Genomic DNA, 19,670 nt, shown 5'->3' on the forward strand with positions numbered 1-19,670 from the left:
ACTTTAACGACAATTACACCCAGATCGGGTGCATCAATATTTCATCGTTAAAATTATTTAATTTCATCCATAGAGCGTAAGTTTTTCACTGCAATACGTTCAGCATTCTTACGGTCACGTTCTGGCTGCATCTTTGGCTTGTATACTGGCTGAAGATCATCACCAATCACCGCTGAAAGTGGACGGCGCTCAAGTTGAATTTGGTCTTGCAACAACATTAATGCTTGCAATAATGCTTCAGGACGCGGCGGGCAACCTGGGATGTACACATCGACAGGAATGATTTTATCCACACCTTGTACTACTGAATAAATGTCATACATACCACCAGAGTTTGCACAAGCACCCATTGAAATCACCCATTTAGGCTCTAACATTTGCTCATATAAACGCTGAATTACAGGTGCCATTTTTACAAAGCAAGTCCCTGCAACAATCATTAAATCTGCCTGACGCGGCGAAGCACGAATTACTTCGGCACCGAAACGTGACATATCATGCACACCCGTTAAGGTTGTTGCATATTCTACGTAACAGCACGATGTACCAAAGTTAAAAGGCCATACCGAATTTTTACGGCCCCAGTTCACAGCTGTATGTACCACGTCCTCTAAACGAGTCATGAATACATTTTTATTCACTTCATCTTCAAGCGGATCGGCAACGACCTGACGCTCTTGAAGTGGATATTGATCAGCATCCGGATTCGCACGGGTTAATGTGTATTTCATCCCGAGTTACTCCTTAATAGATGATGTAGCCGGTGTTTTTGCTTTCACACGACCAGAAGATTGAGCTGGAATTTGACCTGTAGGGTCGATCACCAACTCTTCGATAGAGTTAAAGCGAGTAATATCTGCAAGATTCATATTTGGTGAACCAATTTTAGGTTTAATCCCTACTGCTTTACGCTTATCAGATGGTGCCCAATTCAGTGCTCCAGTTGATAACTCATAAATCAAGCCAACGAGTAAAACTAAAATAAATACAGCAGCAGTTGCAAAACCAATCCAACCTACCTCACGCACAGATGTCGCCCATGCATATAAGTAAAGTGCTTCTAAGTCGAAAACCACAAAGAAAATTGCAACTAAATAAAACTTAGCAGACAAGCGGATGCGTGCTCCGCCAGCACCTACCACACCTGACTCAAATTGCTCTTGCTTCGCACGGCCCCATGATTTACCCCCAAGGAGTAAAGGAACTGTGAGCATAAAGACGCAAAGAAATGTAACGCCGATCACGAAGGCAATAATTGCCCAATCGTATGGAGTAATGGCACTCATGCGGGGATAACTCCTGGCAGGCCTAATTTATTAACAAAGAATGTATGTATTGGCCTTCAAATACACCAAACACAAAATTAATCCCGCCAATTGTACCTGATTTATGATTTCACTTGCTAGTTTATAAGCCTTAGTCTTTTGGATGATATTTTAGTCATTTTGCATTTTTTTCAAAGCTTAAGCCCTATTATTTCCCAAACAATCGCTTTATCAAATCAAAAAAAGAAAAGTGATTATTTTTTTCAAATCCATTAAATCGACCTTTCTCTTTTTCAGTAAAATTAAATCACCGTATCCCTCATTTATACAATACGCTTTATCACTGAGCGAAAATGACCCAATATTTATACATTGTGCCGAAGAATAGTCCGCACCAATCCAAATCATTTTTATTATATACTTTTTATAACAGCAAAATTCTGATCATTATTTTCAAAAAAACATAGAAATGCTTTTAGTGTGACTTTTTAAACCCCCGAGTTATATAAAAGCCATAACCCAGATTTCCCAATACATATTTTGTGTGTTTTTTTGCAACTCAAATGCATCTACTAATGCCCTCCTCCCCCTATTTATGCTATTCCTATACACAATCCTAGAACAAAGAATAAGGAACAAACACATGAACTTAGAATATACACATCAACCTGATTATTTTTTCTTTGCACAATTATTGGTGCATCATGTGCAAGGCTATATTGAAAAACATCCAGATGCTCAGAATGCCATTTTTGACCTTCGTGATATTTATGAACTTTTCCGCCAAGACTTTGCTTCTACAACCACCAATCTAAATGCTATTCTAAATATTGCAGACGAATATAAAGTAGAAACATTAAATGGCGATCAAAAATTGATTAGTCGTTACTCTATAGACCCTAAAAATAATTCTTTGCTTCTAGACTTTAATACTGATGCCCTAGAAAACCTCAAACAAGGAAAAAAACTTATTGAACCCGACCCAACCAGTCACGAATAATACGATATAAAAAAGCACCGAAATCGGTGCTTTTTGCTTATTCAAGACGCTATACCTAAGGCTCTATATCATTTTTCGTCACATTGATTTTATTTTTAGATCGACTAAACCTTTGTGCAGGCCATGACATGGTAAAACGAGCACCACCCAAAATAGGACTTTGATCGACCTCTATTTTACCGCCAAACCAATAAGCAATTCGACTCACAATAGATAGACCTAAACCATAACCACCCGATGCTCGAGTTCGGCTATCATCTAAACGAGCAAAAGCCTCAAAAATCCGCTGACGCTCTTCTTCTGGTATACCAGCACCATCATCTTCAACCTGAACATAGGCAAATCCAGCATCATCAATACCACCACTCACAATCACTTTATGATCGCAGTAGCGAACTGCATTCCCCACCAAATTTTGCACTACACGATGAAGGTAACGCCTTTCTGCATCAACTACCACATTAATTGAGGGTGCATATAATTCAATTTCTTTTTGTGTCTTAAGCGCTTCAGTTTCAACAACCACTTGATCTAACACTTCAAATAAAACAATTTTTTCAAAGTCTAAAGAAGGTGTGCCCTGCTCTAGTTTTGCATAAGTCATGATCTCATCAATCAAAGTATTGAGTGCTTCAATATCTTTATCAATCATATCAACTTGCTGTAAACGGTAGTCGTAATCATCCTCTTCCGCCAACATTTCCATACCAAAACGAATGCGTGCCACAGGTGTTCTAAGCTCATGCGAAACTGCTCGCATTAATTCACGCTGTGCTTCAATCAACCGCTGAATATGATCCGACATACTATTGTAATTGATCGCTAAACTCGCCATTTCATCCGTACCATCCACAGGTAAACGTAAAGTCATATCACCTGATTTCATCCGATATAAGGCATAGTTCACTTCACGTAAACGACGTTGCATAGGCACCAGCAAACCATACACCCCCAAACTCAACACAAATAAGCTGAGTAAGGTAATACCAGCAGCAAGCTGGAAAGGCATCCAATTAAATAGCGGCACAGGACCTAAAACCAGCACCTCAGAGGGTGAACTTGGCATTGGTGAAACAATAGAAATGGTGGTACCGCGCACAGAGGCATTGTCACGGTATAAAATAATACTGTGATCGAGTCTTAAACGACCCATTTGCTCAGAATCAAGGGGTAAGTTTTGAACTTTTTCAATTTGAATAGGATAAGAGAAGTTCGACTGAATTTTTGCCAGATATTCTTTTTCTTGTCCTGGGTAATACACCAGATAATCTAAAATAAAAATAGGTAACGCCTTCATTTGGCGCTCCCCTATTTTATCTACTTTAATATAAAGCAAATGTTTTGGATCATCTCGCAACCCAATAATAATATAAGCAATCGAATTCTCTGCATCATAACGCACTGCTGCTTTACGATTGTCAATTCTTTTTTGCTCAGCACGCGACAAATCAACTTTACTTGAATCCACATAATAAATAGGCAGTTCAAGTAAAGCTGACGCATCAGAAATCCAATCTCGTTTCTGCTGCTCATTGGGCTGTCTTGAGATTCCCTCACTAATGATATAAGACACACCATCGGTTAAAGATTCACGATATTCTTGTGCACGCTGATAGTTGATAATTTGTACCAGTAGGTAGCCAAATACAGCAACCAATGCCACCAAAACCACTAACCCGGCATAAATACGCAAGAATATACTGTGTTTAAACACGCAGCTGTCCTATAAAATTAAGGGCAAACATTAAAGACCATTGGTCTCTTTAACAAATAAATAACCTTTGCTACGTACTGTTTTAATACGTTTTGGGTTTTCAGGGTCATCACCAATTTTTGGACGAATACGTGAAATACGCACATCAATTGAACGGTCTTGACCATCATATTCAATACCGCGTAGACGCTCAAAAATATCTTCACGAGACAAAATTCGACCCGCATTTGAAGCCAACAACCATAATAAATCATATTCAGCACTGGTAAAGTCAACCAACTCACCACTCAAGGTCACTGAACGACCACCATTATCAATAACAAGGTCATCAAATTCAATGCGTTGTGCCACTTCATCTTCAGGTGTTTTATCTGTACGACGCAGTAAGGCACGAATACGTGCTAAAAGAACACGCGGCTGAACAGGTTTTGCCACATAGTCATCTGCACCCATTTCTAGACCTAAAACTTGGTCCATATCTTCAGTACGTGCAGTCAACATCAAAATAGGCTGATGGTAATGTGGACGAACTTCACGACAAATGGTCAAACCATCAGCACCAGGAAGCATCACGTCAAGCACAACCATATCGGGTTGTTCTGCAATGATACGACGGATTGCACGATTACCATCAGGCTCGACCCCAACTTCCAATCCATTACGGATAAGGTATTCTTGAGTCAAACGTGCGAGACGCTCATCGTCTTCAACGATTAAAATTTTTGGTAACTTTTCTTCTTGGCTCATAAAATGCCCCTTTATATGGATTAAGGTATCCTTAAAAATCCAAAGAATACGCTTCAACATATCCAGCAATATACATAAACATATCCAGCAATATACACACGTTTACATTGTAAACAAGATAGCATTCACCAAACTGATACATCAAAGTAGTTTTTTGTTATATTTTTATTATGTATTGAATTGATTGGGGTTTTTAAAATCTGTTAACACCACAGCCCAATCATCAATATATTTTGTTACAAAATGACTTTTTTCTGTACAATTTCACCTTTTGTTCAGAATATGACTGATTAACCTTATTAATATTGATCTTTTTAAGTTATCCACAATGTTATCTATAAGCACATTTTTTTAGCTTTGCTATGCTATATCCTTGTCTCATAAGACTTATACCCGAAACATAAAAATAGGGATTTTTTTGCAAAGAAATATTGCAAGGCATTAGAAAAATTTTTACTAAAATGTCAATATTGATCTACCCTGAATTTTCCCGTATCTTGTGTTCAATTCGATTTTAAACCACTAGTTCTTGTGTTTAACCCTCAAACACTGAGGCGACCTATCGCCCAGTTCAAATGGTCCATACACACAACAATAGATGACAATGGAGCTATGCCAACATGAGCGTAATCACTTCAATTCCTGGTCAACTTCAGGTGATTAAACGCACCGGTGATGTTGCTGCTTTTGATGCAGAAAAAATTTCTGTTGCGATAGGTAAAGCTTTTTTGGCTGTAGAAGGTCAACAAAGCGCTGATTCAAGCCGTATTCATGATCGTATAGAACAATTGACTGAAATGGTCATGAATACTTTTAACCGTCGTTTACCATCAGGCGGCACGATTCACATTGAAGAAGTTCAGGATCAAGTTGAACTTGCGCTTATGCGTACTGGTGAACAAAAAGTTGCCCGTGCGTATGTCATCTATCGTGAGCAACGTTCTGAAGCACGTAAACAAACGGGTGCACATCATCACCCAACATTACAAGTGACTGCTGCAAATGGTCAGCTTCAACCCCTTGACTTAGGTGCGTTACAAGCACATATAGAAAAAGCGGCTGAAGGTTTAGAAGGTATTGATGTTCAAGCAATCATCGATGAAACCATCAAGAACTTATATAACGGTGTAAAAGAGTCTGACATCTCAACGACGATGATGATGGCAACGCGTACCCGTATTGAACAAGAACCAAACTATACTTATGTGACTGCACGTTTGCTACGTGACAACTTGGTTGCAACAGGTTTAGAGTTTTTAGGTTTATCTAGCGATACTTTAGAAAATGCGGCTTTAGAAACTTTCTTGAAGAAAGGCATCGAGCTTGATCTTTTATCACCTGAACTACTGAACTTTGACCTTGTTAAATTGGCAGCAGCGATTCAACCAGAACGCTCAAACCAATTTACCTATTTAGGCTTACAAACTTTATTTGACCGTTACTTTATCCATTCAGATGGCGTACGTTTTGAACTACCACAATTGTTCTTCATGCGCGTATCCATGGGTTTAACACTGAATGAAGAAAACCGTGAAGACCGTGCGATTGAGTTCTACAACTTATTGTCTAGCTTCGACTACATGGCATCGACACCAACCCTGTTTAACTCAGGTACGCTTCGTCCACAATTGTCGAGCTGCTACTTAACCACCATTGGTGATGACCTGTACAACATTTATGGCGCAATGCGTGATAACGCAATGCTGTCTAAATGGGCAGGCGGTTTGGGCAATGACTGGACACCCGTTCGTGCCTTGAACTCATACATCAAAGGCACAAATGGTAAATCACAAGGTGTTGTACCGTTCCTTAAAGTTGCCAACGATACTGCTGTTGCTGTAAACCAAGGTGGTAAACGTAAAGGTGCTGTGTGTGCTTACCTTGAAACTTGGCATTTGGACATTGAAGAATTCCTAGAGCTACGTAAGAACACAGGTGATGACCGTCGTCGTACACATGACATGAACACAGCAAACTGGGTTCCAGATTTGTTCATGCAACGTGTATTTGAAGATGCTGAATGGACACTATTCACACCTTCTGAAACACCAGATCTTCACGATTTGATGGGCGTAGAATTCGCTGCACGCTATGCTTACTATGAAGGCATTGCTAAAGAAACAAACATGTTGCACAAAGTGATTCGTGCAAAAGATTTGTGGCGTAAAATGCTGTCTATGTTGTTTGAAACAGGTCACCCGTGGATCACATTCAAAGACGTATGTAACTTACGTTCACCACAACAACACGTTGGTGTCGTGCATTCATCTAACTTGTGTACAGAAATTACATTAAACACCAATGAAGATGAAATTGCGGTGTGTAACTTAGGTTCAATCAACCTTGTACAACACGTTAAAGGTGGTGTACTTGACCGCGAAAAACTTGCTCGCACAGTAAAAACTGCTGTTCGCATGCTCGACAACGTAATTGACATCAACTACTACGCTGTTCCTCAAGCACGTACTTCAAACTTGAAACACCGTCCAGTCGGCATGGGCATCATGGGTTTTCAAGATGCTTTATATGAAATGAACTTGGCGTATGGTTCAGATGCTGCGGTTGATTTTGCTGATGAATCAATGGAAGTGATTAGCTACTACGCGATTACAACTTCTAGTGATTTAGCGGTTGAACGTGGTGCTTACGAAACGTTTAAAGGATCACTTTGGGATCAAGGTATCCTACCAATCGACTCTTTAGATTTGGTTGCGAAATCACGCCCAGAACGTATGTTTGAAGTAGACCGCACCACGCGCTTGGATTGGGATACTTTACGTAACAAAGTTCAAAAAGACGGTATGCGTAACTCGAATGTTATGGCGATTGCTCCAACAGCAACCATTTCGAACATTTGTGGCGTTTCACAATCAATCGAACCAACGTTCCAAAATCTTTATGTGAAATCTAACCTTTCTGGCGAATTCACAGTGATTAACCCGTACTTAGTCCATGCGTTAAAAGATCGCGGTCTTTGGGACTCTGTGATGGTGAACGACCTGAAACATTTTGAAGGTTCTGTGCAAAAGATTTCACGTATTCCTGAAGAACTTAAAGCTATCTTCGCGACTGCGTTTGAAGTTGAGCCACGTTGGATTGTGGATGCTGCATCACGTCGTCAAAAATGGATCGATCAAGCACAATCTCTGAACCTTTACATCTCTGGTGCAAACGGTAAGAAATTGGACATGACGTACAAAATGGCATGGTTACGCGGTCTTAAAACCACGTATTACCTTCGTGCATTGGGTGCGACTTCTGCTGAGAAATCAACCATTAATACCGGTGCATTGAACGCAGTTAAATCGAACATAGGTGCTCCTGTAGTGACTAGCGCACCTGTTGCTGAAGTGGCGAAAAAACCTGAAGCAATAGCTGAAGATGACTTTGCTCAAGCAGCACCAGTACCACTTGCATGTTCAATCGACAATCCTGATTGTGAAGCTTGCCAATAATTTGGTGAATTTCTAATAATCCTCCCTAGCCCTCCTTTAAAAAGGATGGCACTTTCGATATTTAAACGAAGGAAAAGTCCCTCTTTCTCAAAGAGGGATTTAGGGAGATTAAAAATACAAACAAAGGAAAAGACCATGCAACATATGACTCATAACTACATGTTAGGACTCGCAGTTCTGGTCTTTGCCTTTATTGTATTTTATGTACCTATGGGCTATGCATTTTTAGCCATTCGGCGGCAACAGCGTAAGCAAAATAAGTAGTGTGGATATCTGCTCTATCGAACAAGTTTAGTGCTTTCATTGGCAAAACTTAATTTTGCTTATTCATAATGAGCGTATAGTAAGACATCCTCGCTTATGAGATGTCAGAAAACAGATATAAGCATCGAAGAGAGAATTAATATGTCTATCCTAAGTTGGGACGATTTCGAAGATGATTCGCAAAAACCGGCTGCACCTGAACGCAAGTCTGCGTCCATCGACCCGCAAAAAGCGGTTAATACGCAGATGGTATCTGATGCACTCAACACATCGTCGGATGTGGCAACTGCACAACCCGCTGCAACCCGTAAAGGTGGAACAAAACATTCAACCGATTCGCTGGCAAGAGCATCTGCTGCCTTAGAAACACTGGATGTTACCCCAGGCTTAGAAGAGCTTGAAATGGGTGCGCAGCGTGTACAAGTTGATGATAAAGCCATGATCAACTGTCGTGCTGACTTAAACCAACTTGTACCCTTCAAATACGAATGGGCTTGGCAGAAATATCTAGACGGTTGTGCAAACCACTGGATGCCGCAAGAAGTCAACATGAACCATGACATCGCGCTTTGGAAGTCTGAAAATGGCTTAACTGAAGATGAACGCACCATTGTTATGCGCTCTCTTGGTTTCTTCTCGACTGCCGATTCATTGGTTGCAAACAACTTGGTATTGGCGATTTACCGCCACATTACTAACCCTGAATGCCGTCAATATATTTTGCGTCAAGCATTTGAAGAAGCAATTCATACACATGCTTACCAATACTGTATCGAATCTTTGGGTATGGATGAAGGCGAAGTCTTCAATATGTACCGTGAAGTACCATCGGTCGCACGTAAAGCAGCTTGGGGCTTAAAATACACCCAATCTTTATGTGACCCAACTTTCCAAACAGGTACACCTGAGAACGACCAAATCTTGCTTCGCAACTTGATCGCATTCTACTGTGTCCTTGAAGGCATTTTCTTCTACTGTGGTTTCAGCCAAATTCTGTCTATGGGTCGTCGTAATAAAATGAATGGTGTTGCTGAGCAATTCCAGTACATCTTACGTGATGAATCTATGCACTTGAACTTTGGTATCGACATGATTAACCAAATCAAGAATGAAAACCCTACACTTTGGACAGCTGAATTCCAAGAAGAAATCATTCAAATGATTCTTGAAGGAACCATGCTAGAAATTGAATATGCACGTGACACTATGCCACGCGGTGTATTGGGTATGAATGCTGCCATGATGGAAGAATACTTAAAGTTCATTGCAAACCGTCGTTTAGCACAACTGGGCTTGCCTGAACAATTTGCTGGTGTGAATAACCCATTCCAGTGGATGTCTGAAATGATGGACTTACGTAAAGAGAAGAATTTCTTTGAAACTCGCGTAACTGACTACCAAACTGGTGGCGCGTTAAGCTGGTAATTTAAAGATTCACGCTGAATGACAGTGGATGTGAGATTTTTGACACATATTTCGAGATTGTTACAAATTCATATTACTAGTTAAATAAAAAAAATAGAGCCTTAAGGCTCTATTTTTTTACTTTTCAAAAAGTTCAAAAAAGGGAATATATTCAACTTCTTCTGGAATTAAAGGCTTATCATCATGCTTTAATACTATTCTCTCAATATCATTAAAACCAATCTCCCAAGCATTTTTTATTACAAGTTCTTTTTTCTTAATTGAAAATTTGTCAAATTCTGGATATGGATAAAATTGATTATTAAAAAATGCTCCGAAACTTAAAAAATATGAGCCATATTTCTTATATTCTTTTTCAAAGTTATTCCAATTTTGATCTGTAGATGGTGTGGTAACCCTCCCCGTCAATAATTAAGCTTAAAAGTAAAAAACATCCCCTATAATTATATTCAGCTAAATGACAAATTTTGTGTAGAATCATATAATTAATATATTGGATTTGTGCTTTTTATTTTGGAAAATGAAAAAATTCCTGCTGGCAATCCAATTTAACTAAAAAGTGTCTACAAAATTGGTGGTTATTCATCTTTATAATAAAAAAGAGACCTATTTCAGGTCTCTTTTTTATATTTTTATATTTGATTTCGGGTCATTTCGCCATTGATCAATCTCAGCAAATTGAGTGGGTTCTCATCACGTAATGCTTCCGGCAATAAACTTTGCGGATAGTTTTGATAACATACAGGACGTAGATAACGTTCAATGGCCAATGTGCCAACAGACGTACCGCGTGCATCCGACGTTGCCGGATAAGGACCCCCATGTACCATTGCATCACACACTTCTACACCCGTTGGATAACCGTTTAATAATAACCTTCCAGCTTTTTCTTCTAATATCGGCACCACTGCTGCAAATTCAGCTAAATCGGCTTCATCTGCAATTAGGGATGCCGTCAATTGGCCATTCATGCTACTGATGGCTTGAATCAACTGGGCCTTGTCTTCAACTTCAATCACAATGGTCGTTGGACCAAAGATCTCTTCTTGTAGCAATTGATCTGCTGCCAGCAGTAACTGTACATCTGCTTTAAAAAGCTGAGGCTGAGCCTGATTTCCTTGTTGCACTTGACCGGCTAAATGCTGAATGCCTTGATGTACAGTTAAATGTTCCAGACCTGATGAGTAACTTTTCAATGTGCCTGCATTTAGCATGGTCTGTGCTGGCTTAGCATTGATGATGTCCGTTAATGTCTCAATCATCTGACTATATTCAGGTGATTTAATCCCAATGATCAAACCTGGGCTTGTACAGAATTGACCACATCCCATCACCACAGAATCTGCCAACTCCTGAGCAATCTGAGTACCACGGCTTTTCAGTGCCGCAGGTAGTATTAACATCGGGTTGATACTGCTCATTTCTGCAAATACGGGAATTGGTTGTGGGCGAGCTGCGGCCATATCGCACAATGCACGACCACCTTTCAATGATCCTGTAAAACCGACAGCTTGAATCAATGGATGTTTCACCAGCGTTGCGCCCACACCGTTACCATAGACCATATTAAATACACCTTTCGGCATATTGGTTTTCTTTACAGCCCGTTCAATGGCTTGAGCCACTAAATCTGCCGTTGCCATATGACCACTGTGGGCTTTCACCACCACAGGACAACCTGCGGCTAAAGCCGAAGCGGTATCACCGCCCGCTGTTGAAAATGCCAATGGGAAGTTGCTTGCACCAAAGACGGCAATTGGACCTACACCAATTTTAATTTGACGTAAATCTACACGAGGCATCGGTTGACGATCAGGCAATGCGGTATCAATACGTGCACCAAGGAAATCACCACGACGTAAGACTTTGGCAAATAAACGCATTTGACCACTGGTTCTGCCTCGTTCACCTTGTAGACGGGCAATCGGTAAGGCCGTTTCCTGAGAAACAATCTCAAGAAAATCTTGTCCCAGTGCATCTAATTCATCGGCTATCGCCTCTAGAAACTGAGCACGTTGTTCAGGTGATGTGTGACGGTAGCGTTTAAAAGCTTGGCTCGCAACTTCACAGGCCTGATTGACTTCTTGTTCAGTGGCCTGATGAAACTCATAAGCCAAAGCTTCACCAGTCGTTGCATTGACGCTGTGTAAAATTTCATGCCCCAATGCACTGCGTTGACCTGCAATAAAGTTTTGTCCAATGCTCATAGCGGGTTCCTTAAAGTGTAATAACTGCGCCAATCGGCAATTCAGCATGGGTATGTGCAAGTTTATTTTTCAGAGGATGACCAAATTCTTTCATTTCAATCTCAAACTCATCACCCACTTGTGCTTGCATTCCATCTGCAAATGACAAAGTTGCTGTACCAAAGTAATGAACATGTACATCCCCCGGTTTTAAAAATTGCTGATATTTAAAATGGTGATATTCCAAATTACTTAGGCTATGACACATATTGTCCTCACCTGATAAAAATTCTTTTTCCCAAATTACTTCACCATCACGACGTAAACGACTAGTACCGACTAAATGTTTTGGAAGCTCACCTGTACGTAGTTCAGGCCCATAACTGCAAGAACGTAATTTAGAATGCGCAAGATATAAGTAATTACGACGTTCCATAATGTGATCAGAATATTCATTGCCTAATGCAAAACCAATTCGATACGGTTTTGAATCTGGACCTATCACATATAAGCCTGCAATTTCAGGCTCCTCTCCACCATCTTCTGCAAAAGGAGGTAAAGGCAAATCTGTACCGGGACGAACCACGATAGAGCCATCCCCTTTATAAAACCATTCAGGTTGTGCACCAACATCACCAACAATGGGTTTGCCTTTTTCCACTCCCCATTGGAACATGCGCATGGTATCTGTCACTGATGCAGCATCATTTAAATTTTGTTGATGCATTTTGTCACGCGTAGATGCTGAACCTAAATGGGTTAAACCTGTACCAGATATAAAGCAGTGAGCAGTATCTGGATGATCCAAAGGCGGAAGAACTTTTAATTCTGCTAGTAAAGATTGATAGTCATAGCTGTCATCGCTATACCCTAGCTGTTGAACTTGTTGTTCCAGACTTAACTGATTCTGAATGGCCATTAATGCTAAATCGCGAACGCTCCTTACGTTATTCACACGTTTAACCATATTCTTTTCCACAACACCAACAGCGCGCTGATTATCTTTAATTTCAAACTGAATTACATTCATTACAAATTCCTTTTACGCTTGTTCACTTACATTTAATTTTTGAGATTTGTTTCTTTCTAATTTTGAATAAACGAAGTAAGTCAAAATTAAACCGAGAACCATAACGATAGAGAGAAAATACAGACCAGCTGCCATGTTGCCTGTATATTCTTTTAATAATCCAATCCCATACGGCCCAAGATAACCACCTAAATTTCCGACTGAATTTATTAATGCAATACCTGCTGCTGCACTTGCACCTGTTAAAAACCGACCTGGTAAAGTCCAAAAAACTGCAGTTGTTGAAAATAAACAAAAAGCAACCGCTGACAATGCAGCCAACTGCAAAACAGGTGAATTTAGCCAAGCACTCAAGAACATGGCACAAGCGCCTAATGCATAAAGAAAAGCTAAATGTCCATAACGGTCATTTAAACGATCAGTACTGCGTGGAATAATCAATAGACCGATAATCCCAAACACATAAGGAATACTGGACAAAAAGCCAACTTGCAGATCAGTTCCGCCACCAAATTGTTTAATAATGGTTGGAAGCCATAAATTTAAACCGTAAATACTTAAGGTGACGGGAAGGTAATAAAGTGCAAGAGTTAAGACACGTTTATCTTTTAAAGCGAGTAAAGGATTGGCATGCCGTGTTTGCTCGTATTCAGATTCATCTTTAACCAATTCATTTTTCAACCAGTTTTTTTGCTGATCTGTTAACCATTTAACTTTATTAATATTATCTGGTAAGTATAAATAGGTGGGTAAGGCAAGAAGAACCGCAGGTAAACCCACCGCAATAAATAACCATTGCCATCCATGCATATTCGCCACGCCATCCATACCAAGTAATGCGCCAGCCAATGGACCTGCAACCATCATCGCAAGGGGCTGAGACAGCACAAACATGCCCATGATTTTTCCACGGTGACGTACTGGATACCATTGGGTAATTAAATATAAAACACCGGGAAAGAAACCTGCTTCAGCCACACCCAACAAGAATCTGAGAGCATAAAAACTTTTAGGACCTTCGATCAGCGCCATAGCCATGGTGATTAAACCCCATGTCAATAAAATTCGAGTGAACCACTTACGCGCACCAAATTTATCTAAAAGTAAGTTACTTGGAATTTCAAACAGAAAATAACCAATAAAAAATAGACCGGCACCTAGTCCATAGGCAGCATCACCAATCCCGACATCTGCACCCATATGTAAATGAGCAAAACCAACTGCTGCACGATCGATATAGGCAACAAGATAAAGTATGACTAATGCAGGGATCAGTTTATAAGTCACTGTCCGTATAACATCCTTTTCGAAATCCATATTCGACTCCACCTTCCATATATTTATTCTTAAGCATCATGCTAAAGGAAAATCTCTATAAAATAAAATATAGTATTACTATTTAAATTTCAAACTCTTTTAAAAAGAATTTTTTTAGTGTATTTTGCTAAATATTATTTAAATAGTAATACTATATAAGGATATAGAGATGTCAGAAAAGAAACCTTTACGGTCAACAGCTTGGTTTGGAACGACAGATAAAAATGGATTTATGTATCGTAGTTGGATGAAAAACCAAGGGATTCCAGATCATGCATTTGATGGTCGCCCGATTATTGGTATCTGTAATACATGGTCAGAACTCACACCATGTAATGCCCATTTTCGTAAAATTGCAGAACATGTAAAAAAAGGAATTTTAGAGGCCGGTGGTTATCCTGTCGAATTCCCTGTTTTTTCAAATGGCGAATCCAACTTACGCCCTACGGCAATGTTAACGCGTAATTTGGCCAGTATGGATGTAGAAGAAGCCATTCGCGGTAATCCTATGGATGGCGTGGTGTTGCTTACAGGTTGTGATAAGACCACCCCTGCGCTGCTGATGGGAGCCGCAAGTTGTGACGTTCCTGCAATTGTAGTAACAGGTGGCCCAATGCTGAATGGTAAGCATAAAGGCAAAGACATTGGTGCTGGAACCATTGTCTGGCAAATGCATGAAGAATTAAAAGCAGGCAAAATTGATTTAAATGAGTTCCTCTCTGCTGAAGCAGGTATGTCTCGTTCAGCAGGTACGTGTAATACAATGGGCACTGCATCCACAATGGCATGTATGGCTGAAGCCTTAGGTACATCATTACCGCATAATGCCGCTATTCCAGCCGTTGACTCACGTCGCTATGTTCTGGCTCATTTATCGGGTATGCGTATTGTGGATATGGTCAAAGAAGATTTGACACTATCAAAAGTATTAACCAAAGAAGCGTTTGAAAATGCCATTAAAGTGAATGCAGCTATTGGTGGTTCAACCAATGCTGTAATTCATTTAAAAGCCATTGCAGGTCGTATTGGTGTAGATTTAGAGTTAGATGATTGGAATCGTGTCGGTCGTGGTATGCCAACGATTGTAGATTTACAACCTTCTGGTCGCTTCTTGATGGAAGAGTTTTATTATAGTGGCGGTTTACCTGCAGTGATCCGCCGTATGGGTGAACATAATTTATTGCCACATCCGAATGCGTTAACAGTCAATGGTGAAAGCATTTGGGATAACTGTCAAAAATCGCCAATTTATAATGACGAAGTCATCCGTCAAATTGATAACCCCCTACGTAAAGATGGTGGAATGTGTATTTTACGCGGTAATCTTGCTCCTAAAGGTGCAGTATTAAAACCATCGGCAGCGTCACCAGAATTGATGAAACATCGTGGTCGCGCTGTAGTATTTGAAAATTTTGATGACTATAAAGCACGTATTGCCGACCCAGATCTGGATGTGGACGAAACCTGCATCCTTGTACTCAAAAATGCGGGGCCAAAAGGTTATCCAGGTATGGCAGAAGTCGGCAATATGGGTTTACCACCGAAGATTCTTGAAAAAGGGATCACTGATATGGTGCGTATTTCAGATGCTCGTATGAGTGGCACAGCTTACGGTACCGTTGTGCTACATGTTGCACCTGAAGCCATGGCAGGTGGTCCATTGGGCGCAGTTCAAAATGGTGACTTTATTGAACTTGATGCTTATGCAGGTAAATTACATTTAGACATCAGCGATGCAGAGTTACAACATCGCCTGGCGAATTTAGAAGAACCACCAAAACCAAACTTCATTGGTGGATATCGTCAGCTTTATGTCAATCATGTCCTTCAAGCAGATGAAGGTTGTGACTTTGACTTTCTTGTGGGCTGTCGCGGTTCTGAAGTTCCACGTCATTCGCACTAAGTTACTCAAAATAGATGATCTTGTTAATTTACAGGGTCATCTATACCATACTAAGGTCAAATATGATTAATTGCAGAATATGAGTAACGCCGACTATAAAAACCCTGTTCCGAGTAAAAGCCAGCATGCCCTCATTGTTCAACAATTGGGTCTAAAAATCGTTTCTGGTGAAATTCCTGAAAATGAAAAATTACCATCTGAAGCTGAATTATGCGAGGAGTTTCAGGTTAGTCGTCCAGTTTTTCGTGAAGCAATACGGGTGCTAAATGCTAAAGGTCTAACTTATTCACGTCCTAAAATTGGAACTGTGGTTCGCCCTAAAGATGAATGGTACTTATTAGACCCCGATGTACTTTTCTGGCTCATTCAATCAACACCTGAAAATGAGTTCTTTAAAACGCTTTCAACTGTTCGACGTGTTTTAGAACCAGAGTTAGCTTATATTGCAGCCAGTACAGCGACTGAAGAAGATATCGTACAAATTAAAAAAGCATACGATGGCATGGAAAAAGCAACCACAATTGAAGACTTTATGCAGCCTGACATAGATTTTCATCTTGCCATTGCCAAAGCAACGCATAATGATCTACTCGCATATATGTCAAAAATGTTGGTCTTGCCTTTACAACAATCAATTCAAGTCACCAGCCTTCGCCCCAATTTACAAGGTCATTCCTTACCCAGACATAAAGCTATTTTAACGGCCATTGAAAATAAAGATCCGTTGTCTGCCAGACACGCTTCTTTAGTGCAATTGGACGATACCAAAATGGCTTACAACTTAATCAAAAAATAAGTTATTCATCCCTTTCACTTTAATTTAAATATGGATTTATGAAAACTTTAAAAATCACTTGTGCTGAAAAAGGTGTGCTAATCAACAAAGCATTTAACTTTGATTTTCCTGTGGAATACAAAGAATATGAACAGCTTAGCCAACAAGATTTTTACACTCAAGTACATGACCAAGATGTCATCATCATCAGTGATTTAAAAATAGATGAACAAATTCTAGCGAATAATCCAAATCTTAAATTATTGGCCTTATGTTCTACGGGCTATGACCATGTCAATCTCGATTTACTTAAATCCAAGAATATTAAAGTTTGTAATATTCGTGGTTATGCGGGCGATGCTGTCGCAGAACATGCATTCATTCTTATGATGAATTTAATCAAAAATTTTGGCGCCCAACTTAATGCTGTGCAAAATGGCGCATGGTCTGAAGGTTCAGTTTCTTTTTACTTAGCATCACCAATACGCGAATTAAAAGGTAAAACTTTAGCAATCGTGGGTAAAGGTGAAATTGGGACAGCATTAGCACTTAAGGCACAAGCCTTTGGTATGAATGTCATTTTTAGTGAACGTAAAAATGCCCAAAATTGTCGTGAAGGTTATGTTGCCTTCGATCAAGCAATCGAACAGGCTGATATTCTTTCATTACATTGTGCCTTGAATGATGAAACCCGTGAAATGATTGATCAAAATGTCCTAAACAAAATGAAAAAAGACAGTATTTTGATTAATGTGGGCCGTGGTGGTTTGGTAAATAATCATGATGTTGTTCATGCTTTAGAAAACAACCAAATTGCTGGATTTGGAGCCGATGTTCTAGATCAAGAACCGCCAACTAAAGACCATATATTACTGAAAACAAATCATCCAAATGTCATGATTACTGCGCATATAGCATGGGCAACGAATGAAGCTCAAGATCGCTTATTTTCTATCTTAGAAGATAATGTAAATAAAAACATTTTAGGTATAGAACAAAATTTAGTATGAGCAACGACTAATCTTCGAGATAGATTTGATTATCCTTAGATGAACACTGTAGATAGCTGATAAATTAAACGCTATAACTTTCAAAATTATCAAACCATACCACTAGTTAAAATATGCCTCTAAAATTTTTCAATTTTAGCAAAATGACATCAGTTGCGTCGTTTTATCCTTAAAATGTCATTGGTTGTGTCCTCAATAATTGTCATTATGTGTCGCAAGAATTTCTAAGCTTTTGAATTTCTGCAATTGCAAATGACAACTTATGTGCCGCGTGACGAGATCCCAAAAAATCCCGCATCATGCGGGATTTTTTATTAAAAGATAAAAAATCTATAAAAAACAATAGAAGTGCAGCAACCCAAGAACGGATAATTAGTTTAAATTTTAAACAATTCTGCTACTATAAAAGTGAATAACAACATTAAATTTATAACTTAATAAGCATAAAATCACAGAGGTTAAAAATGAAAGGCCAGATATTAGATTTTTCAATCCAAACCAATACAGGCATTATCAGCGGTGAGGATCAAAACCGCTACAATTTTATTGGTGCAGAATGGCGTGGACAACGCCCACCTGCTCGGGGTGATCGTGTGGATTTTGATGTCGATAATACAGGTAACGCGATTCAAATTTTTACAGCACTAGGTCACAGCAACCCTGTGCAAAATATTTCCAATCAACTAGACAAACTTTCTGATCAGAATAAAGCTGAAGAACAATTCAACATGATTGATTGGTTTGTTAAATGTCTAAAAAATTATGCAAACTTTTCTGGGCGTGCTCGTCGTAAAGAATACTGGTCCTTTTTTCTCGTACAAATTGGTCTAATCATTATTGCTTCAATCATAGATGCAATTCTTTTCAATGGCCCTTCCATTTTTTATACTCTAACGGCTTTAGCTCTATTCATTCCTTCACTTTCTGCAGCTGTTCGACGTATGCATGATATCGGTCGATCAGGCTGGTTTATACTTTTATCTTTAATCCCATTAGTCGGTCTCATTGTTATTTATTGGTTGGCAAGCGATACCAAACAAGAGCCTAATCAATGGGGGCAGCCAGCTAAATAAGCATTGTTCAATACATAAAGATAGAGGGTTTTGAAAGCCCTCTATCTTAAATAAACTAGCCATATTTACGCGCAAAATCTTTATCCGAAGTACATAAATAAATAATGAATTCAATAAAAGCGACCAATGCAGGAATAAACGTCCAACAGAAAAGCAAATAAATAATCCCCCAGCCAATTTGACCTAAATAAAATTTGTGTACGCCAAAGCCACCTAAAAAGAATGCAAGAATTGCGGCAACAATTCGATTTTTTGAACCTACTTGTCCCGAAAATGCTAAAGGATGACTCAGGACATAAACATTCAGTGCCTGCCCTGATGGAGCTATTTCAAAATCAACAAGCTGACCACGGCTCGGAACGATTTGCCCTCGCCATTCTGCACCTGTAAATGCATAACGTCTCTGGTCATCGCCACTAATAAAACCCGCATTATTCTGAACAGAATAGTCTAATATTTGTCCTTTCATTTTTAACCTAATTATTTTTTATCAACGACTTATTCAG

17 protein-coding genes are annotated in these 19,670 nt (G+C 39.5%); 8 read left to right on the forward strand and 9 right to left on the reverse strand.

From position 1 onward, the window contains the following. Nucleotides 1-53 precede the first annotated feature (53 nt). The gene (locus B9T25_RS11170; protein WP_086188500.1) at nt 54-731 is read right to left on the reverse strand and encodes a NuoB/complex I 20 kDa subunit family protein; all 678 of its coding nucleotides are present in this window, start codon (nt 729-731) and stop codon (nt 54-56) included. A 6-nt stretch (nt 732-737) separates the two neighbouring features. Next, nucleotides 738-1,286: an NADH-quinone oxidoreductase subunit A gene (gene ndhC / locus B9T25_RS11175; RefSeq protein WP_086188501.1), complete on the reverse strand. Its 549-nt coding sequence runs from the start codon at nt 1,284-1,286 to the stop codon at nt 738-740. 622 nt (nt 1,287-1,908) lie between these two features. On the opposite strand from ndhC, the gene B9T25_RS11180 reads away from it, so the two are divergent. Then, on the forward strand, nt 1,909-2,265 hold the full coding sequence (locus B9T25_RS11180) for a hypothetical protein (RefSeq protein ID WP_086188502.1): 357 nt from the start codon (nt 1,909-1,911) through the stop codon (nt 2,263-2,265). A gap of 55 nt (nt 2,266-2,320) precedes the next feature. Here B9T25_RS11180 and bfmS read toward each other — a convergent pair whose 3' ends face one another. Both bfmS and bfmR read right to left on the reverse strand, forming a co-directional pair. Then, entirely contained in the window at nt 2,321-3,979 is a 1,659-nt protein-coding gene (bfmS, locus tag B9T25_RS11185) for a sensor histidine kinase BfmS (RefSeq protein WP_086188503.1), read from the reverse strand. Between the two features lie 30 nt (nt 3,980-4,009). Beyond that, on the reverse strand, nt 4,010-4,726 hold the full coding sequence (gene bfmR / locus B9T25_RS11190) for a response regulator transcription factor BfmR (protein WP_086188504.1): 717 nt from the start codon (nt 4,724-4,726) through the stop codon (nt 4,010-4,012). A 620-nt stretch (nt 4,727-5,346) separates the two neighbouring features. Between bfmR and B9T25_RS11195 the strand changes: the two genes are divergently transcribed. From B9T25_RS11195 to B9T25_RS11205, 3 genes are all read left to right on the forward strand, one after another. After that, complete coding sequence (locus tag B9T25_RS11195; RefSeq protein WP_086188505.1) at nt 5,347-8,181, forward strand: ribonucleoside-diphosphate reductase subunit alpha; 2,835 nt, start codon at nt 5,347-5,349, stop codon at nt 8,179-8,181. Between the two features lie 135 nt (nt 8,182-8,316). Then, entirely contained in the window at nt 8,317-8,445 is a 129-nt protein-coding gene (locus tag B9T25_RS11200; protein ID WP_004651025.1) for a preprotein translocase subunit YajC, read from the forward strand. Between the two features lie 141 nt (nt 8,446-8,586). Continuing rightward, nucleotides 8,587-9,870 carry a ribonucleotide-diphosphate reductase subunit beta gene (locus B9T25_RS11205; RefSeq protein WP_086188506.1) on the forward strand — a complete coding sequence of 428 codons (1,284 nt, stop codon included), beginning with the start codon at nt 8,587-8,589 and terminating at the stop codon, nt 9,868-9,870. Between the two features lie 117 nt (nt 9,871-9,987). On the opposite strand, the gene B9T25_RS11210 is transcribed toward B9T25_RS11205, so the two are convergent. From B9T25_RS11210 to B9T25_RS11225, 4 genes are all read right to left on the reverse strand, one after another. Beyond that, nucleotides 9,988-10,278, reverse strand: a complete 291-nt coding sequence (locus B9T25_RS11210) for a hypothetical protein (protein WP_086188507.1) — start codon at nt 10,276-10,278, stop codon at nt 9,988-9,990. A 224-nt stretch (nt 10,279-10,502) separates the two neighbouring features. After that, a complete protein-coding gene (locus B9T25_RS11215; RefSeq protein ID WP_086188508.1) occupies nt 10,503-12,077 on the reverse strand; it encodes an aldehyde dehydrogenase (NADP(+)) in 1,575 nt (524 codons plus the stop codon). 10 nt (nt 12,078-12,087) lie between these two features. Next, complete coding sequence (gene araD1, locus B9T25_RS11220) at nt 12,088-13,086, reverse strand: AraD1 family protein (protein WP_086188509.1); 999 nt, start codon at nt 13,084-13,086, stop codon at nt 12,088-12,090. 12 nt (nt 13,087-13,098) lie between these two features. Further along, a complete protein-coding gene (locus B9T25_RS11225; RefSeq protein ID WP_213032994.1) occupies nt 13,099-14,403 on the reverse strand; it encodes an MFS transporter in 1,305 nt (434 codons plus the stop codon). Between the two features lie 169 nt (nt 14,404-14,572). Between B9T25_RS11225 and B9T25_RS11230 the strand changes: the two genes are divergently transcribed. The 4 genes from B9T25_RS11230 to B9T25_RS11245 all read left to right on the forward strand — a co-directional run bounded on the left by B9T25_RS11230 (nt 14,573) and on the right by B9T25_RS11245 (nt 19,164). Beyond that, on the forward strand, nt 14,573-16,306 hold the full coding sequence (locus tag B9T25_RS11230; RefSeq protein ID WP_086188510.1) for an IlvD/Edd family dehydratase: 1,734 nt from the start codon (nt 14,573-14,575) through the stop codon (nt 16,304-16,306). Nucleotides 16,307-16,385: 79 nt separating this feature from the next. Beyond that, a complete protein-coding gene (locus tag B9T25_RS11235; RefSeq protein WP_086188511.1) occupies nt 16,386-17,102 on the forward strand; it encodes a FadR/GntR family transcriptional regulator in 717 nt (238 codons plus the stop codon). Nucleotides 17,103-17,140: 38 nt separating this feature from the next. Continuing rightward, nucleotides 17,141-18,091, forward strand: coding sequence for an NAD(P)-dependent oxidoreductase (locus B9T25_RS11240; RefSeq protein ID WP_086188512.1), 951 nt, complete (start codon nt 17,141-17,143; stop codon nt 18,089-18,091). A 464-nt stretch (nt 18,092-18,555) separates the two neighbouring features. Continuing rightward, a complete protein-coding gene (locus tag B9T25_RS11245; RefSeq protein ID WP_086188513.1) occupies nt 18,556-19,164 on the forward strand; it encodes a DUF805 domain-containing protein in 609 nt (202 codons plus the stop codon). Between the two features lie 55 nt (nt 19,165-19,219). On the opposite strand, the gene B9T25_RS14465 is transcribed toward B9T25_RS11245, so the two are convergent. Next, nucleotides 19,220-19,633 (reverse strand): TM2 domain-containing protein, encoded by a 414-nt coding sequence (locus B9T25_RS14465; RefSeq protein WP_143222471.1) that lies wholly within the window; start codon nt 19,631-19,633, stop codon nt 19,220-19,222. Nucleotides 19,634-19,670: the final 37 nt, after the last annotated feature.

The organism is Acinetobacter sp. ANC 4470 (assembly GCF_002135335.1).
In the GTDB taxonomy this organism is placed as follows: Bacteria; Pseudomonadota; Gammaproteobacteria; order Pseudomonadales; family Moraxellaceae; genus Acinetobacter.